The 14,985-nt window shown below is 69.0% G+C and carries 11 protein-coding genes and 1 rRNA gene; 6 read left to right on the top strand and 6 right to left on the bottom strand.

Annotated features, from left to right (window positions below; genetic code table 11):
- Window positions 1-111: 111 nt before the first annotated feature.
- Entirely contained in the window at window positions 112-441 is a 330-nt protein-coding gene (locus tag ABD989_RS17310) for an ATP-binding protein (RefSeq protein ID WP_345314458.1), read from the bottom strand.
- Between the two features lie 205 nt (window positions 442-646).
- Between ABD989_RS17310 and ABD989_RS17315 the strand changes: the two genes are divergently transcribed.
- From ABD989_RS17315 to ABD989_RS17330, 4 genes are read left to right on the top strand one after another with little or no spacing between them, the layout of a single operon-like run.
- The gene (locus tag ABD989_RS17315) at window positions 647-1,309 is read left to right on the top strand and encodes a pentapeptide repeat-containing protein (RefSeq protein WP_345314459.1); all 663 of its coding nucleotides are present in this window, start codon (window positions 647-649) and stop codon (window positions 1,307-1,309) included.
- 46 nt (window positions 1,310-1,355) lie between these two features.
- Window positions 1,356-2,390: an Rv2578c family radical SAM protein gene (locus tag ABD989_RS17320; RefSeq protein WP_345314460.1), complete on the top strand. Its 1,035-nt coding sequence runs from the start codon at window positions 1,356-1,358 to the stop codon at window positions 2,388-2,390.
- Between the two features lie 28 nt (window positions 2,391-2,418).
- A complete protein-coding gene (locus ABD989_RS17325; RefSeq protein ID WP_246992676.1) occupies window positions 2,419-3,345 on the top strand; it encodes an LLM class F420-dependent oxidoreductase in 927 nt (308 codons plus the stop codon).
- Between the two features lie 59 nt (window positions 3,346-3,404).
- Window positions 3,405-3,548, top strand: a complete 144-nt coding sequence (locus ABD989_RS17330; protein ID WP_246992678.1) for a hypothetical protein — start codon at window positions 3,405-3,407, stop codon at window positions 3,546-3,548.
- A 27-nt stretch (window positions 3,549-3,575) separates the two neighbouring features.
- Here ABD989_RS17330 and ABD989_RS17335 read toward each other — a convergent pair whose 3' ends face one another.
- Complete coding sequence (locus tag ABD989_RS17335) at window positions 3,576-4,847, bottom strand: DNA polymerase III subunit delta' (RefSeq protein ID WP_345314461.1); 1,272 nt, start codon at window positions 4,845-4,847, stop codon at window positions 3,576-3,578.
- 171 nt (window positions 4,848-5,018) lie between these two features.
- Here ABD989_RS17335 and ABD989_RS17340 point away from each other — a divergent pair, with 171 nt between their 5' ends.
- Window positions 5,019-6,494 carry an adenylate/guanylate cyclase domain-containing protein gene (locus ABD989_RS17340; RefSeq protein WP_345314465.1) on the top strand — a complete coding sequence of 492 codons (1,476 nt, stop codon included), beginning with the start codon at window positions 5,019-5,021 and terminating at the stop codon, window positions 6,492-6,494.
- A gap of 214 nt (window positions 6,495-6,708) precedes the next feature.
- On the opposite strand, the gene ABD989_RS17345 is transcribed toward ABD989_RS17340, so the two are convergent.
- The 3 genes from ABD989_RS17345 to ABD989_RS17355 form a co-directional block, all read right to left on the bottom strand.
- Window positions 6,709-8,103 carry an HNH endonuclease signature motif containing protein gene (locus tag ABD989_RS17345; RefSeq protein ID WP_345314462.1) on the bottom strand — a complete coding sequence of 465 codons (1,395 nt, stop codon included), beginning with the start codon at window positions 8,101-8,103 and terminating at the stop codon, window positions 6,709-6,711.
- Window positions 8,104-8,389: 286 nt separating this feature from the next.
- Window positions 8,390-11,455 (bottom strand): type I DNA topoisomerase, encoded by a 3,066-nt coding sequence (gene topA, locus ABD989_RS17350; protein ID WP_345314463.1) that lies wholly within the window; start codon window positions 11,453-11,455, stop codon window positions 8,390-8,392.
- Window positions 11,456-11,659: 204 nt separating this feature from the next.
- Entirely contained in the window at window positions 11,660-12,241 is a 582-nt protein-coding gene (locus ABD989_RS17355; RefSeq protein ID WP_246996830.1) for a hypothetical protein, read from the bottom strand.
- Between the two features lie 96 nt (window positions 12,242-12,337).
- Between ABD989_RS17355 and ABD989_RS17360 the strand changes: the two genes are divergently transcribed.
- Window positions 12,338-14,665, top strand: a complete 2,328-nt coding sequence (locus ABD989_RS17360; protein ID WP_345314464.1) for a DEAD/DEAH box helicase — start codon at window positions 12,338-12,340, stop codon at window positions 14,663-14,665.
- 220 nt (window positions 14,666-14,885) lie between these two features.
- Here ABD989_RS17360 and rrf read toward each other — a convergent pair.
- Window positions 14,886-14,985 (bottom strand): 5S ribosomal RNA (gene rrf, locus ABD989_RS17365); the annotation flags it as partial.

The raw sequence follows: 14,985 nt of genomic DNA on the forward strand, positions 1-14,985 counted from the left end.
CGGCCCCTGCCCCTCTTTCGATTCTTGAATGCTTCGCAACATCCAGAATCACGAAGGTCAGGGGCCTTTCACGTCAACGACACGCGACCGCCCTGACCAGGGACTGCCCGTTCAAGATCGAAGAGCCGCCTTAGGCGAGATCTCCAGCAGGGCGGTCCGCATGCGACTGGCCATCATCCGACGAAACTCGGTGTCGTCGTGCTTTCTTATCTCGAGCTCGGCCACCACCCAGTTCGCAGCCAACGCCTTCTTCCGAAATTGACCGAGCAGGACGGTCTTCCCAACCCCTCGAAGCCCAGTGACGATCATCGATTGTTGCGGCCGCCCACGCATGAGCCGCGCGAGCAACAGATCGAACGAGTCGAGTTGAGGATTGCGGCCGGCGAGCGTGGTCGGCTGGGCTCCCGCATTCGGCGTGTAGGGGTTCGTCAATGGATCCACGACCGACCTTTCGCAGTTTCTCAAGTTTAAGCAACTTTACACTTCTGCCCTAAACTTCGGCCCGGATCTACTTCGGGATAGTTTATGGACGATCCATAAACCTCCCTAAACCAGGAAACGTCGCGGCCGGTCGGCGAACCAGCAAGTCCCGACCGTCGCCGATACACTCGGGTCGCCCGCCGCTGCCGACGTGAGGAATGCACTGATGTCCGCCCATCCGACCGCCCCGAAGAAGCCGCGGATCGAGAAGCTCACCCTCGGCGGACACGACGACGGCGACCCCGCCGATCTGCAGGCCTTCGCGCATGTCGAGCGCTGCCGCTTCAGCGACCTGGAACTCGCGGACGTCGACCTGTCCGGCCTCACCATCGCCGACTGCGAACTCACGACGGCCGCCTTCGACGACGTCGAGCTCGGCGGCGCCAAGATCTTCGACAGCGCCCTCGCCAACGTGATCGCGCCGCGCTGGTCGATGGCCCGCGGCTCGATCCGCAACGTGCGCGTGAACGGCAGCCGGATCGGCGCGCTGGACCTCTTCGAAGCCAAGATCCGGTCCGTCGAGCTGACCGACTGCAAGCTCGGCCTGGTCAACTTCCGCGGCAGCGACGTGCGCGACGTCGCGTTCCGCGACTGCCAGATCGACGAGCTCGACCTCACCGAGGCCACGGCGACGCGCGTATCGTTCGAGAACTGCCGCATCGGCACCCTACAACTGCAGGGCGCGACCCTCGCCGACGTCGATCTGCGTGACGCGGCGATCGACAACCTGCGCCACCTCGACGGCCTGCGCGGCGCCGCCTTCACGCCCGACCAGGTGGTGCGCTACAGCGGCCACTTCGCCGCCCACCTGGGCATCGTCGTCGCCTGACCCCGCCCCCTTGACGCACTGTCCGAACATGTGTTCGCATTAGTGCATGCGATGGTCCGGGCAGAGCGCGAACACCGACGACGGCGGGCTGCCCGGCCTCGACCGCGCCGGCCTGGTCCGCACCGTCGAGACGCCGGAGTTCGCCGGGATCACCTTCCACGAGGTCCTCGCCCGCAGCGCCCTGAACAAGCTGCCCGACGGCGGGCCCATGCCGTTCCGCTACACGGTCAACACGATGCGCGGCTGCAGCCACGCCTGCCGCTATTGTTTCGCGCGCCCCACCCACGAATACCTCGACCTCAACGCCGGCCTCGACTTCGACTCCCAGCTGGTGGTGAAGCTCAACGTCGCCGCCGTGCTGCGCAAGGAACTGCGGCGCCGGTCGTGGCAGCGGGAGACCGTCGCACTCGGCACCAACACCGACCCCTACCAGCGCGCCGAGGGCCGCTACCGCCTGATGCCCGGCGTGATCACCGCGCTCGCCGAGTCGGGCACGCCGCTGTCGCTCCTCACCAAAGGCACGCTGCTGCGCCGCGACATCCCCCTGCTGCGGACCGCGCGCGGGGTGATCGACATCGACGTCGGCGTCTCGCTGGCGATGCTCGACGACGACCTCCGCAAGCAGCTCGACCCCGGCGCCCCGTCGCCGCGGGCCCGACTCGAGCTCATCACCGCCCTGGCTGAGGCCGGGTTCCGCCCGCACGTGATGGTGGCGCCGGTGGTCCCGTATCTGACCGACGACACCGCCGCCCTCGACGCGCTGCTCGGCGCCCTCGCCGAGGCCGGAGCCGAGCGCATCACCGCGTTCCCGCTGCACCTGCGCGGCGCGACGGCCGGGATCTTCATGGAGTGGCTGGGCGAGCACCATCCCGCGCTGGTGCGGCGCTACCGGTCGCTGTATTCCCGCAGCGGGTACGTCCGGGCCGAGTACTCGGCCCGGCTCCGCGAGAAGCTGGCTCCGCTCGTCGCGCGCCACGGGCTCGGCCGCGCCGACGCTGAGGCCACCAGCCCGTCGCTTGCCACCCCGTCGCCCACCGTCGCGGCCGCGCCGAACCCGGAACCGGCGCTCACCCTCTTCTGAACCCGGACCGTCGGGCATCATGGAGGCCATGGATCTGCGTATCTTCACCGAACCCCAGCAGGGCGCCACCTACGACGACCTCCTCGCCGTCGCGCGCGCCACCGAGGACCTAGGCTTCGACGCCTTCTTCCGCTCCGATCACTACGTGGCGATGAACTCCGCGGGCCTGCCCGGCCCGACCGACGCCTGGCTCACCCTGGCCGCGCTCGCGACCGCCACCGAGCGGATCCGCCTGGGCACCCTGGTCACCTCCGCGACCTTCCGCCACCCGGGACAGCTCGCGATCCAGGTGGCCCAGGTCGATCAGATGAGCCGCGGCCGCGTGGAACTCGGGCTCGGCGCCGGCTGGTTCGCGGAAGAGCATGCGGCGTACGGGATCCCGTTCCCGCCGCTGGGCGAACGCTTCGATCGGCTCGAGGAGAACTTCGCCATCGTCACCGGGCTGTGGGGCACGCCGGAGGGCGAGACCTTCGACTACGCGGGCAAGCACTTCACCATCGAGAACTCCCCCGCGCTGCCGAAGCCGACGCAGCCGCGGCCGCCGCTGATCGTCGGCGGCACCGGCCCCACGCGCACCCCCGCGCTGGCCGCCGCCTACGCCGACGAGTTCAACGTGCCGTTCGTCAGCGAAGCCACCGCCGCGCAGATGTACGAGCGCGTCGGCGATGCCTGCGAGAAGGCCGGTCGTCGTCGTACCGATCTGGTCTACTCCGCCGCGCTGGTGCTGTGCGTGGGTCGCACCGAAGAGGAGTTCGTCCGACGAGCCGCCGCGATCGGTCGCGAGCCGGCCGAACTGCGGGAGAACGGCGTCGCGGGCACCGTCGAGGAAGCGATCGCGAAGATCGAGTCGTTCCGGGCGATCGGCGCCAGCCGGGTCTACCTGCAGATGCTCGACCTGGCCGATCTGGACCATCTGGAACTGGTCGCCTCCGCGATCGCACCCCACCTGGGGTGACTCCCTATAGTCATTCACAAGCGCCGGCGGAGGACGCCGGGCGACCTTCAGGAGGGGCTATGTCCGACTTCACCGACAAGCTGAAGGAGAAGGCCGAGGCCATCTCCGCGGCGATCGACAACGAGCTCACCGTCCTCGAGGGCGCGGGCGGCGACGACCCGCTGGCCGACCACGACGAGATCACCACCGACCAGGACGCCTGAGACCGTTCTGCAGAGCGGGCAGTTCGCTCAGGCCGGGCGAGAGCGCCGGGCGAGCTGCTCGCTCAGCCGCACCATCAGCGCGTCGACCGCGAACCGCGGCTTCACGTTCTTGCCGAGCGCGTCGCGGCATTCCAGGACCGCTTCGACGCAGCCGAGCAGCCGGTCCGGCGCCGCATAGGTGGCCATCGGGCCGGCGAGCGTCTCGGTCTTGTCCGGGTGCATCATCGTCACCGACGCGCCCATCGACATCGCGAGCGCGTCGCGGAAGAGTGCGGCCAGATCGACCAGCGCGCGGTCGAGTGTGTCGCGCATGATCCGGGTGTGCCGGGTCTTCTGCCGCTTCTCCAGCTCCTTGATCACCCCGGCGCTGCCGCGGGGCGGCCGGGCGGTGCCCTTGCCGGTGCCCCCGGCGCCGAGGGCGGTCATCAGCTCCGCCATCTCGGGCTCGTTGAGTTCGGCGGCGATCTCGTCGGCCACCTTCTTGGCCGCGTTCACCAGCGCCTCGCCCGCCGCGTACATCTCCCCCTCGCGGACCGCGGCCCGCGCCAACGACAGCGCCTGCTCCCGCTGCGCGCGAGCGTGCTCGTCGGTGGCGAGTCGTCGAGCCCGGCCGACGTGGCCACCGGCGACACTCGCCGCCCACTCCGCGCGGTCGGCGTCGATCCCGTCGCGCTGGATCAGCACCTGTGCGATCGACGACGCCGGCGGCGCGATCAACGCCACGTGGCGGCAGCGCGAGCGCAGCGTCACCGCGATGTCCTCCGGCGACACCGACGGCGCGCACAGGAGGAAGATGGTCCGCTCCGGCGGCTCCTCCACCGCCTTCAGGAGCGCGTTGGCACCGTGCTCGGTGAGGCGGTCGGCGTCTTCGACGATGACGATCTGCCAGCGGCCCGTCGTCGGGCGTCGAGCGGCCAGCTGCACGATGTCGCGGATCTGCCGCACCGAAATCGTCAACCCCTCGGGCGCGATGTGCCGCACGTCGCCGTGCGTCCCCGCCAACACCGTGACGCAAGCGCGGCACTCGCCGCAGCCCACCGTCGTCGGGTCCTGACATTCCAGCGCCGCCGCGAACGCCGTCGCGGCCACTGAACGCCCGCTGCCCGGCGGACCGGTGAACAACCACGCGTGGGTCATCGCCGACCCGGACTCCGGCACCACCTCGTCGCCGAACATCGACATCGCACCGTCGGCGGCGTGATCGAGCTCGGCAGAAGCGATCCGCGCCGAGGTCGCCGCAGCCGCCAGTTCGTCGGCTAAATCCGCCTGTCCGATCAGCCCGTCAAAGACATTTGTCACACCGTCCAGAGTAAGTCCCAGTTCGGACAGCACCACTCCCGGGAATCTGTTTAACTCTTGCAAGCACGCCGGTACGTTAGTCCTGTGGTCAAGCATCGGTCGCGATGGACGAAGGCAGCGCACCTCTTGCGCTGGCTTTCGCACACTCCGTGGCCGATCTTGGCGCTGGACATGCTGCGCGCCAATCTGATCGGCGCCCTGTTCACCTTCGCTTTCCTTCGCTTCGGACTGCCCGGCCCGGACACCATCAGCCTCGCCGAGATCGACGCCCAGAATCAGATCTACTTCCTCGTCTATCTGTTGGTCGCGATCGTGGCGGCCGGATTGGCGTCGATCCGCCTGTCGATGCCGGTCCTGATCTGGCATCGCCGACGATCACGGCTCGACGACGACGCCGCCCGCCGCCGAGCTCTCCGCCTTCCGACGCTGCTCACCCTCGTGAACGTCGGCCTGTGGTTGATCGGCGGCGTTCTGCTGTCTCTCCTGAACCTGCGCGAGTCCGGCAAGGACGCGATCCTCGTGGCGCTCGCCAGTCTGGTGGGCGTCCTCGTCACCGCGGTGCTCAGCTTCATGCAGGCCGAGAAGGTGCTGCGGCCGATCACCGTCGCCGCGATGGCGAACGACCCCGAGTCCGCCAAGGCGCCCGGCATCAGCGTCCGGATCGGCGTCTTCTGGTCGATCACCGTGGCCCTGCCCATGCTCGTGATGATCGCGATGATCCTGCTGCAGCGCCACGGCGTGATCGACGCCAGCGCCGAAGACCTGCAGCGACCGATCATCTGGATGGCGGTCGCGTCGCTCGTGTTCGGCATGATCGCCTTCTATCGCCTTGTCCGGTCGATCACCGACCCGATCAAACAGATGCGCATGGCGCTGAGCCAGATCCGCGCGGGCAACCTCAACGTGGCACTCAAGATCTACGACGGCAACGACCTCGGTCTGCTGCAGGCCGGCTTCAACGAGATGGTCGACGACCTCCGCGAACGCCAAGAACTGCGCAACCTGTTCGGCCGGTACGTCGGCGAGGACGTGGCGCGGCGCGCGATCGAGAGCGGCACCGAACTCGGCGGTGAAGAGCGCTACGTCGGTGTGCTCTTCGTCGACATCGTCGGCTCCACCCGCCTGGCCGTGAACCGCCCGCCCCGCGAAGTGGTGGAACTGCTCAACGACTTCTTCGAGGTGGTCGTCGAGGTGGTCGGCCATCACGGCGGCTTCGTCAACAAGTTCCAGGGCGACGCGGCGCTCGCCATCTTCGGCGCACCGCTGGAGCAGGACGACTTCGCCGGCTGCGCCCTGGCCGCCGGCCGCGAACTACGCGTCGAGCTGGCCCGCCGCCTCGGCGACGTCGACATGGGCATCGGCGTATCCGCGGGCAAGGCCGTCGCCGGCCATATCGGCTCCGAGCAACGCCTGGAATACACGGTGATCGGCGACCCGGTCAACGAAGCGGCACGCCTGACCGAACTGGCCAAGGACGAGCCGACCCGCGTGCTCGGCTCGGCCCGCGCCGTGTTCCTGGCCTCCGACGACGAAGCCCGTCACTGGCAGATCGGCGAAGGCGTGGAGCTGCGCGGCCGCGGCATTGAGACGCTGCTGGCCCGCCCCAACCTGGGCGAGATCGCCCCGGACGTCCTCGCCGACTCGTAACCGGGCAGCTCGCTGCCACCGGGAGGGTCTCCGTGGTCACTATGACCACGGAGACCGCCCCGGTGACAGCCAACTATGGAATTCTCAAACAACACATCGCGTCGGGATCCGCTCCCGACACTGCATTCAGAAATGTTCTAGGTCCCGCCTAGCGGCGAGAGTCGTTGGTGGACAAGTACTTCAGATCGGTAGTGCAGGTGCCGCAGGCGCGGCCTTAAGCCGCGCCGGGCAATAGCGTTAGCGTGCGCCGCGCGTTCGACGGGATCGGCTCCCGGAACCGCTTCGGATGCTCCGGGTCGGCCGGCGGCACGAACCACGGATGCCGGTCGTGGCCGATGAACACCTCCCACCCGCTCTGGTGAATCAGCATGTGGTGGCGACGGCAGAGCAACACGCCGTTATCGAGGCAGGTCTCCCCGCCGTGCTCCCAATGCTCGACGTGGTGGCCGTCGCACCACGACGGCGGCAGCCCGCAGCCGGGGAACGCGCAGCCGCGATCGCGCAGCACCAGGGCTTTCCGGATCGCCGGAGTGAACAGCCGCTTCTCCCGGCCCACGTTCAAGGGCACACCGTTGTCGTCGAGCAGTGCGATCGCGACGGAGGCCTCGCACATGATCAGCTCCGCGGTCCGCGCCGAGATCGGCCCGCCGAACCCCAACCACGGCACTGCGGTGTCACTGTCCGCGAACGGAATCGCAATCGTCTGTCCCGCAACCGAATCGAGGACCTGGCCGTTCATCACGACCGCCGCTGGCACCGACAAGGTCACGTGCGGGAGCACGCCGCCGGACTCCGGGCGCTCGGAGTGTGCGAGGTAGGTGCGCACCACCTGCGTCATCGCATCCGCCCGCCGCCGCTTGACCGAACGCTTGTCGTCCGAACCGTCCGGTTCCGGCACCGGCCGCGTCAGCGGATCCAGCGCCGCGAACAACTCCTCCGCGGCCACGGTGTCCAGGTCGATGGTGACGGCGACGCGCCCGTCGTCGGTGCGATCCATCGTCATCTCGTTCAGATCGTCGCGCTCAGCGACCGGCACCCGGCCTTCGGCCAGCTCCACCGGCGCCAGTTTGATCGCCCAGGCCCGAGCCTTCTCCTTCACCCGCGCCGGAGTGGTCTGCACCATCAGCGAGTGCACCACCCGCGCACGATCCTCCTCCGACAGGTCCACGCGACCTTCCACGTGGCCCACACCGGTGACGACCGCGTCGCCCCTCTCCGCCGAGACCGCGCCGTCCCGAATCCCTCGGGTCACCGAGCACAGGCCTTCATCAGCGATCGCCCACCCGATCCGGACCGCACGGTGCGCCACCGCCGGTGCCGCACCGAGTTCGGTCACGATCGCCGCGGCCGACCGCACATGCTTCCGCGCAGGCAATCCGCTCCGCTCGATCGCCGCACACGCGGCCGCGAGCGAATAGTCGACCACGTTGCGCAGCCGCAGCAGCGCCGCGGTCACCGCGAGGAGTTCCCGGTCGTCGTCCACCGCGCGCACCCGCGCCAAGAAGCGTGCGAGATTGTCGACGGTGTCGTCGTTGTCGGTGACCTCGTGTTTGTCGGTGACATCGTCGACCATGAAGTCGGCGAGTTCGGTCAAGCCTGCTGCGTCCACTTTCGGACACCTCCGGTCAGGAGTACGGGACAGCGGTCGAACCGGTCGAGCTGCCCGACGGTCGGCCGGGTAGCCACTCGATTCGCTAGACGGGCAGAGGCATCCGCATCGTCTAACTCCAAGCTACGCCTCATATTAAGTTAGCACAACAGTTCGTCGAAAGTTTTTTCGAAGCACTTTCCTCGGACCTTCTACCAGCACGAACAGACGACGACGGCCCCTCCGCGCGGTGATCCGCGCCGAGGGGCCCTCTCGTGAAGCTGTGGCTAGCTGCCCGCCTGCCTTCTTACTCGGCAGCCTTCTTCGCCGGCGCCTTCTTGGCCGCCGCCGTCTTCTTCGCAGCCGTGGTCTTCTTGGCTGCGGTCTTCTTGGCTGTCGTCTTCTTGGCGGCAGTCTTCTTCGCAGCGGTCTTCTTCGCAGCCGTCTTCTTCGCGGTGGTTTTCTTCGCCGTCTTCTTGGCGGCCTTCTTGGCCGGACCGCGGGCGCGACGCTCGGCCAGCAACTCCATCGCCCGGTCGGGGGTGATGGTGGCCACCTCGTCGCCCTTGCGCAGGCTGGCGTTGGTCTCGCCGTCGGTCACGTACGGACCGAAGCGCCCGTCCTTGATCACCATCGGCTGACCGCTGGCCGAGTCCTCGCCGAGCTCCCGCAACGGCGGAGCCGCCGCCGCACGACCGCGCCGCTTGGGCTCGGCGTACAGCTTCAACGCCTCCTCGAGCGTGACGGTGAACATCTGCTCTTCGGTCGCCAACGACCGCGAGTCGGTGCCCTTCTTCAGGTACGGACCGTACCGACCGTTCTGCGCGGTGATCTCCTCACCGCTCTCCGGGTCGGCGCCGACCACGCGCGGCAGCGAGAGCAGCTTGAGCGCGTCCTCGAGCGTGACGGTGGCGATGTCCATGGTGCGCAGCAGCGAACCGGTGCGCGGCTTGGGACCCGCCTTCTTGGCCGCGGCCTTCTTGGCGGCCGTCTTCTTCGCCGCGACCTTCTTGGCCGGAGCCTTGGTGGCGACCGAGCCGACCTCGACGTCGTCGAGCGCGACCACCTCGTCGGCAGTGCCGCCGCCGGCGCCGGCCGGCACGGTCTCGCCGCCGTCGCGCGGAGTGGGACCGGGCGCGATGGTCGCGGGCGAACCCGCGTCACCCTCGTCGTCGTCCTCGGGCGGCAGGATCTCGGTCACGTACGGACCGAAGCGGCCTTCCTTGGCCACGATCTCGTGTCCGGTGACGGGGTCGACGCCGAGGACGCGACCCTCCTGCGGGGTGGAGAAGAGCTTCTCTGCCACCTCGAGCGTCAGCTCGTCCGGGGTCATGTCGGCGGGCAGATTCGCGCGCTGCAGATCCGGTTCGGCGTCCGCCGCGGCGACGTTGCGTTCCAGGTACGGGCCGTAGCGCCCCACCCGGACGAAGATCGGGCGACCCTCGGCGTCGTCGAGCACGCGAATCGAGTTCACCTCGCGGGCGTCGATGCCTTCGAGGTTCACGCCGACGAGCTTCTTCAGGCCGCCGTGTTTGGCGATCGCGTGGGCCGCGGCGTCGTCGCCGAGGTGCCCGTCGTCGCCGAAGTAGAACTCGCTGAGCCAGCGGGTCCGGTCGGCGTCGCCGCTGGCGATCTGGTCCAGATCGTCCTCCAGCGAGGCGGTGAAATCGTAGTCGACGAGGCTGTTGAAGTAGCCCTCCAGCAGGCCGATCACGGCGAACGCGATCCACGACGGGACGAGCGCGTTGCCCTTCTTCACCACGTAGCCGCGGTCCTGAATGGTGCCGATGATCGACGCGTAGGTCGACGGCCGGCCGATGCCCAGCTCTTCGAGCGTCTTGACCAGCGAGGCTTCGGTGTAGCGCGCCGGCGGGTTGGTGGAGTGGCCGTCCGGGATCAGTTCCGACGCGGTCAGCTGCTGGCCTTCGCGGAGGTTCGGCAGACGGTTCTCGGCGTCGTCGGCCTTGGCGTCGGTCTCCTCCACGGCCTCGACGTACGCGGACAGGAAGCCGGGGAAGGTGATGGTGCGACCCGACGACGCGAAGACCACCTGTTCGCCGGTGGCGGCGGTGCCGCTGATCCGGAGGGTCATGGTGGTGCCCTTGGCGTCGGCCATCTGCGAGGCGACGGTGCGCTGCCAGATCAGTTCGTACAGGCGGAACTCGTCGGTGCTGAGCGACGACGCCAGCTGGCCCGGCGTCTGGAAGGTCTCGCCGGCGGGGCGAATCGCCTCGTGCGCTTCCTGCGCGTTCTTCACCTTGCGGTTGTACTGGCGCGGCGACGGGCTCACGTAGTCGGCGCCGTACAGCTCGCGCGCCTGGGTGCGGGCGGCGTTGATGGCCGACTCGCTCAGTGTGGTCGAGTCGGTACGCATGTAGGTGATGTAGCCGTTCTCGTACAGCCGCTGCGCGGTGCGCATGGTGCGGTCCGACGAGAAGCGCAGCTTGCGGCCGGCCTCCTGCTGCAGCGTCGACGTCATGAACGGCGCGTACGGGCGGCGGGTGTAGGGCTTCTCCTCCACTGAGCTGACCGTGAGCTGCGCGTTCTGCAGACCGGCGGCCAGTGACGTGGCGGACGCCTGGTTCAGGACCACCACGCCGTCGTCCTTGCGGAGGCGGCCGTCCGGGCCGAAGTCGCGGCCGGTGGCCACGCGGGCGTCGTTCACCGACAGCAGCTTGGAGCCGAACGAGCGCGGCGAGGCGTCCGCTCCCGCATCCATGGTGGCGGCGATGTCCCAGTACTCGGCGGAGACGAAGGCCATCCGCTCTCGCTCACGGTCGACGATGATGCGCGTGGCGACCGACTGCACGCGACCAGCCGACAGTTTCGGCATCACCTTCTTCCACAGCACCGGCGAGACCTCGTAGCCGTAGAGGCGGTCGAGGATACGACGGGTCTCCTGCGCGTCGACGAGGTCGATGTCGAGGTCGCGGGGATTCTCGGCGGCCGCCCGGATCGCCGACTCGGTGATCTCGTGGAAAACCATCCGCTTCACGGGGACCTTCGGCTTGAGCGTCTCGAGCAGGTGCCACGCGATGGCCTCCCCCTCGCGGTCACCGTCCGTCGCGAGGTAGAGCTCGTCGACGTCGCGCAGCAACGCCTTCAGCTCCGTGACCGTCGACTTCTTGTCGGCCGAAACGACGTAGAGGGGCTCGAAGCCTTCGTCGACGTTCACGCCGAGACGAGCCCACGGCTGTCCCTTGTACTTGGCGGGGACGTCGGCGGCGCCGCGCGGGAGGTCGCGGATGTGTCCGCGCGAGGATTCCACGACGTAGTTGCCGCCCAAGTAGCCCGCGATCTTGCGGGCCTTGGTCGGGGACTCGACGATGACGAGTCGCCGCACGGCGGTGGAATCGGTGTCGGTGGCGGCCACGGGTGCCCTTCGGTCAGAGTTTCGCTGCTCGTTGCCGTTGTACCTTATATATAGCGTCTTCTGCACATCACTCGGCGAGCGAGCGCAGGTCGGCAGCCACGTTCATTCGTTCGACCGGCCCAAAGTGCGCGAATCGACCTCATCTCGGACCTCCTTCCGTCACTGACGTCACACTCGCCGGGAGGAGTCAGTCGACGGCCCAGCTCACTCGGTCCGGGGCCAGGAGTCCTCGGCCGCCGGATCCAGCGGCGGAGCGCCGATCGTCTCCAGCAAGCGCGCGCGACGCTTGTGGCCGGTGATCCGCAACGCCGGATGCGAGCCGTTGGTGCCGACCAGAGTCGGCGCGATGCCGATCCGCATCAGCGCCGTCGACAACGCCGCGTGGGTGTCGGGCGCGTGCGGATCCAGGCCGAGCGCGTAGTGCGCGCCATCCGGCCGGCCGGCCGCCAACACCCACAGGCGAAGCGCGCGCGGGCTCGGCACCCAGCCCTCGGGCACCGTTTTGACCGCCCCGCTGGTCCACCGGCGGTGCAGCGCTGTGAATCGGGGGTTGGCCTCCGTCCGGGCGAGCGGACGGCCCTCCTCGGACTCGGCCACCTCGGCGTCGAACCCGATCGCGCGGATGTCGGCGCAGATCGCCTGCGCACGCCACCGGTCGGCGACGACCACCGAGACCCGGGCGCCCATCGGCGTGTGCAGCGACTGTCCCTGTGCCGCAAGCAATCCCGCCAGGTCATCGATTGCTGGGTCCTCCGTCTCCGCGGAGAACAACGACATCTGGCTCACCATGTCGATCCTACGGGCCCCGGCGGCGGCCCGGCTGCACTGACACCGGCCTTGCCTAAGATGGAGAGCCGGCCACGAGCACGCGAGGAGGGCGGGATGGAGCAACACACCTACGGCACCGAACTCCTCGGTCGAACGCTCGCCGGCGAGTCCGACCCGGACGCGACTCCACTGACCCATCTGGCCGTGATCCCCACGCGCACAGCGGAATTCACAGAGTGGCCGGAGTGGGTCGACCCCGCCGTCCGCGCGGCCTTCGTCGAGCGCGGCATCCGGCAGCCGTGGCGACACCAGGTGCGGGCCGCCGATCTCGCGGTCGACGGTCGGCACGTCAGTATCTGCACCGGCACGGCGTCGGGCAAGTCCCTGGCCTACCAACTGCCGATCCTCACGCGGTTCGCGCAGGACCCGAACGCCACCGCCCTGTACCTCTCACCCACCAAAGCGCTCGGCACCGATCAGCTCCGCTCGGTCGCCTCGCTCATCGCCGGCCTGCCCGAGTTCTCGCACCTGCAGCCGTGCATGTACGACGGCGACACCGACCAGGAACTGCGCCAGTGGGCACGACTGCACTCGCGCTGGATCTTCACCAACCCCGACATGCTGCACCTCGGGATCAACTCCACGCACGCCAAGTGGCGCCAGTTCTTCGCGCGGCTGGCCTACATCGTCGTCGATGAATGCCACCACTACCGCGGCGTCTTCGGATCGCACTCGGCGCTGGTGCTGCAGCGGACGCTCCGCCTGGCGCGCATGTACGGCGCGAACCCCGTGGTGATCGGGGCCAGCGCCACGGTCGCCAATCCCGCAGAAGCCCTGTCGCGCTTGATCGGCGACGACGTCGTCGCCGTCACCGAGGACGCGTCACCGCACGGCGAACGCACGGTCGCGCTGTGGGAGCCGGGTTTCCTCGAGGAGACCCGGGGCGAGCACGACGCCCCGGTCCGCCGCCCCGCGGCTGCCGAGGCCGCCCGGCTGCTCGCCGACTTCGTGATCGAGGGCGCCCGCACCCTCTGCTTCGTCCGCAGTCGTCGCGGCACGGAGATCACCGCCCGTCGTGCGCAGCAGCTGCTCGCCGACGCCGCCCCCGAGCTCGCCGATCGCGTGGCCGCCTACCGCGCCGGCTATCTCGCCGATGATCGACGACGCCTCGAGCGCGCCCTGTCCGACGGCGAACTCCTCGGCGTCGCCACCACCAACGCGCTCGAGCTGGGCGTCGACATCAGCGGCCTCGACGCGGTGATCGTCGCCGGGTATCCGGGCACCGTCGCGTCCTTCTGGCAGCAGGCCGGGCGGGCCGGCCGCCGCGGCGAAGGGTCGCTCGTCGTTCTCGTAGCCCGTGACGACCCCCTCGACACCTACCTGGTGCACCACCCGGAAGCGCTGTTGGAGCGCTCAGTGGAGGCGACGGTCACCGACCCGCACAACCCGTACATCCTCGGCCCGCACCTGCTGTGCGCGGCGACCGAAGCTCCCCTGACCGAGGCCGACGTCGAGGCGTTCGGCGCCCACGACCTGGTCGAGGACCTGGTTGCCGACGGCCTCCTCCGCCGACGCAAGGCCGGCTGGTATCCCGCACCCGGGCTCGACCCGCACGCCGACATCGACATCCGCGGCGGCGCCGGCGGGCAGGTGCTGATCGTCGACACCACCACGTCCCGACTTCTCGGCACCGTCGACTCCAGCCGCGCCAAACGGAGCGTGCACCCCGGCGCCGTCTACCTGCACCAGGCCGAGAGCTTCGTGATCGATGAACTGGACCTGCACGATTCGCTGGCGCTCGCGCACCCGGAGGAACCGGACTGGACCACGTCGGTCCGCGAGAACTCCGACATCGAGATCGTCCGGACCCTGCGTTCGCAGAGCTTTGGGCCGCTCACCGTGTCGTTCGTCGAGGTGGTGGTGACCGACCAGGTGATCAGCTACCTCCGGAAGGCCCTGTCCGGCGAGATCCTCGACTCGGTGCCCCTGGACATGCCCGAGGAGGTGCTGCCGACCCGGGCCGTCATGTACACCCTGGAACCGGACACCCTGATCGACGCCGGTATCGTCCCCGACAAGTTCCCCGGGGCACTGCACGCCGCCGAACACGCCGCGATCGGGATGCTCGGCCTGGTCGCCACGTGCGATCGCTGGGACATCGGCGGCCTCTCCACCAATGCGCATTCGGGCACCGGGCTGCCGACGGTATTCGTGTACGACGGTTACCCCGGCGGCGCCGGCTTCGCCGAACGCGGCTACGAGGCGTTCGCGGCGTGGATCTCGGCGACGGCCGACGCCGTGGCCGCCTGCGGCTGCCGATCCGGCTGCCCGTCGTGCGTCCAGTCGCCCAAGTGCGGAAACGGCAACGAGCCCCTCGACAAGGACATGGCGCTGAACGTCCTGCGCCTCATCCTGCGCCTGCACGACGCCCCGCCGGCCTGACACCCCGCCGGCCCCCCGCCCAGGCGGCACCTCCCTGCAAAGGCGGCAGTCCACACCAGAGGAGACGCCCCCGGCTGCCGCTTCTGGTGCCAGCTGCCGCCCCTGTTGGGTACTGCCGCCTTGGCGGTCGACGGCCACGCGTGTACCCGCGGCACTGGCAGAGCCTGCAGATGCGAAATGGCCCCCGAACCACAAGGGTCCGGGGGCCATTCCAAGTAATGTTCGGCGGTGTCCTACTCTCCCACACTGATTAGGGTGCAGTACCATCGGCGCTGGTGGGCTTAGCTTCCGGGTTCGGAATGGAGCCGGGCGTTTCCCCA

The sequence above is a fragment of the Gordonia alkaliphila genome (assembly GCF_039542465.1).
Taxonomy (GTDB): Bacteria; Actinomycetota; Actinomycetes; order Mycobacteriales; family Mycobacteriaceae; genus Gordonia; species Gordonia alkaliphila.

Bases quoted from the DNA above. Each gene is read 5' to 3' on its own strand.
- ABD989_RS17315 (WP_345314459.1), top strand. From the start codon at position 647: ATGTCCGCCCATCCGACCGCCCCGAAGAAGCCGCGGATCGAGAAGCTC.
- ABD989_RS17320 (WP_345314460.1), top strand. From the start codon at position 1,356: ATGCGATGGTCCGGGCAGAGCGCGAACACCGACGACGGCGGGCTGCCC.
- ABD989_RS17325 (WP_246992676.1), top strand. From the start codon at position 2,419: ATGGATCTGCGTATCTTCACCGAACCCCAGCAGGGCGCCACCTACGAC.
- ABD989_RS17330 (WP_246992678.1), top strand. From the start codon at position 3,405: ATGTCCGACTTCACCGACAAGCTGAAGGAGAAGGCCGAGGCCATCTCC.
- ABD989_RS17340 (WP_345314465.1), top strand. From the start codon at position 5,019: ATGCTGCGCGCCAATCTGATCGGCGCCCTGTTCACCTTCGCTTTCCTT.
- ABD989_RS17360 (WP_345314464.1), top strand. From the start codon at position 12,338: ATGGAGCAACACACCTACGGCACCGAACTCCTCGGTCGAACGCTCGCC.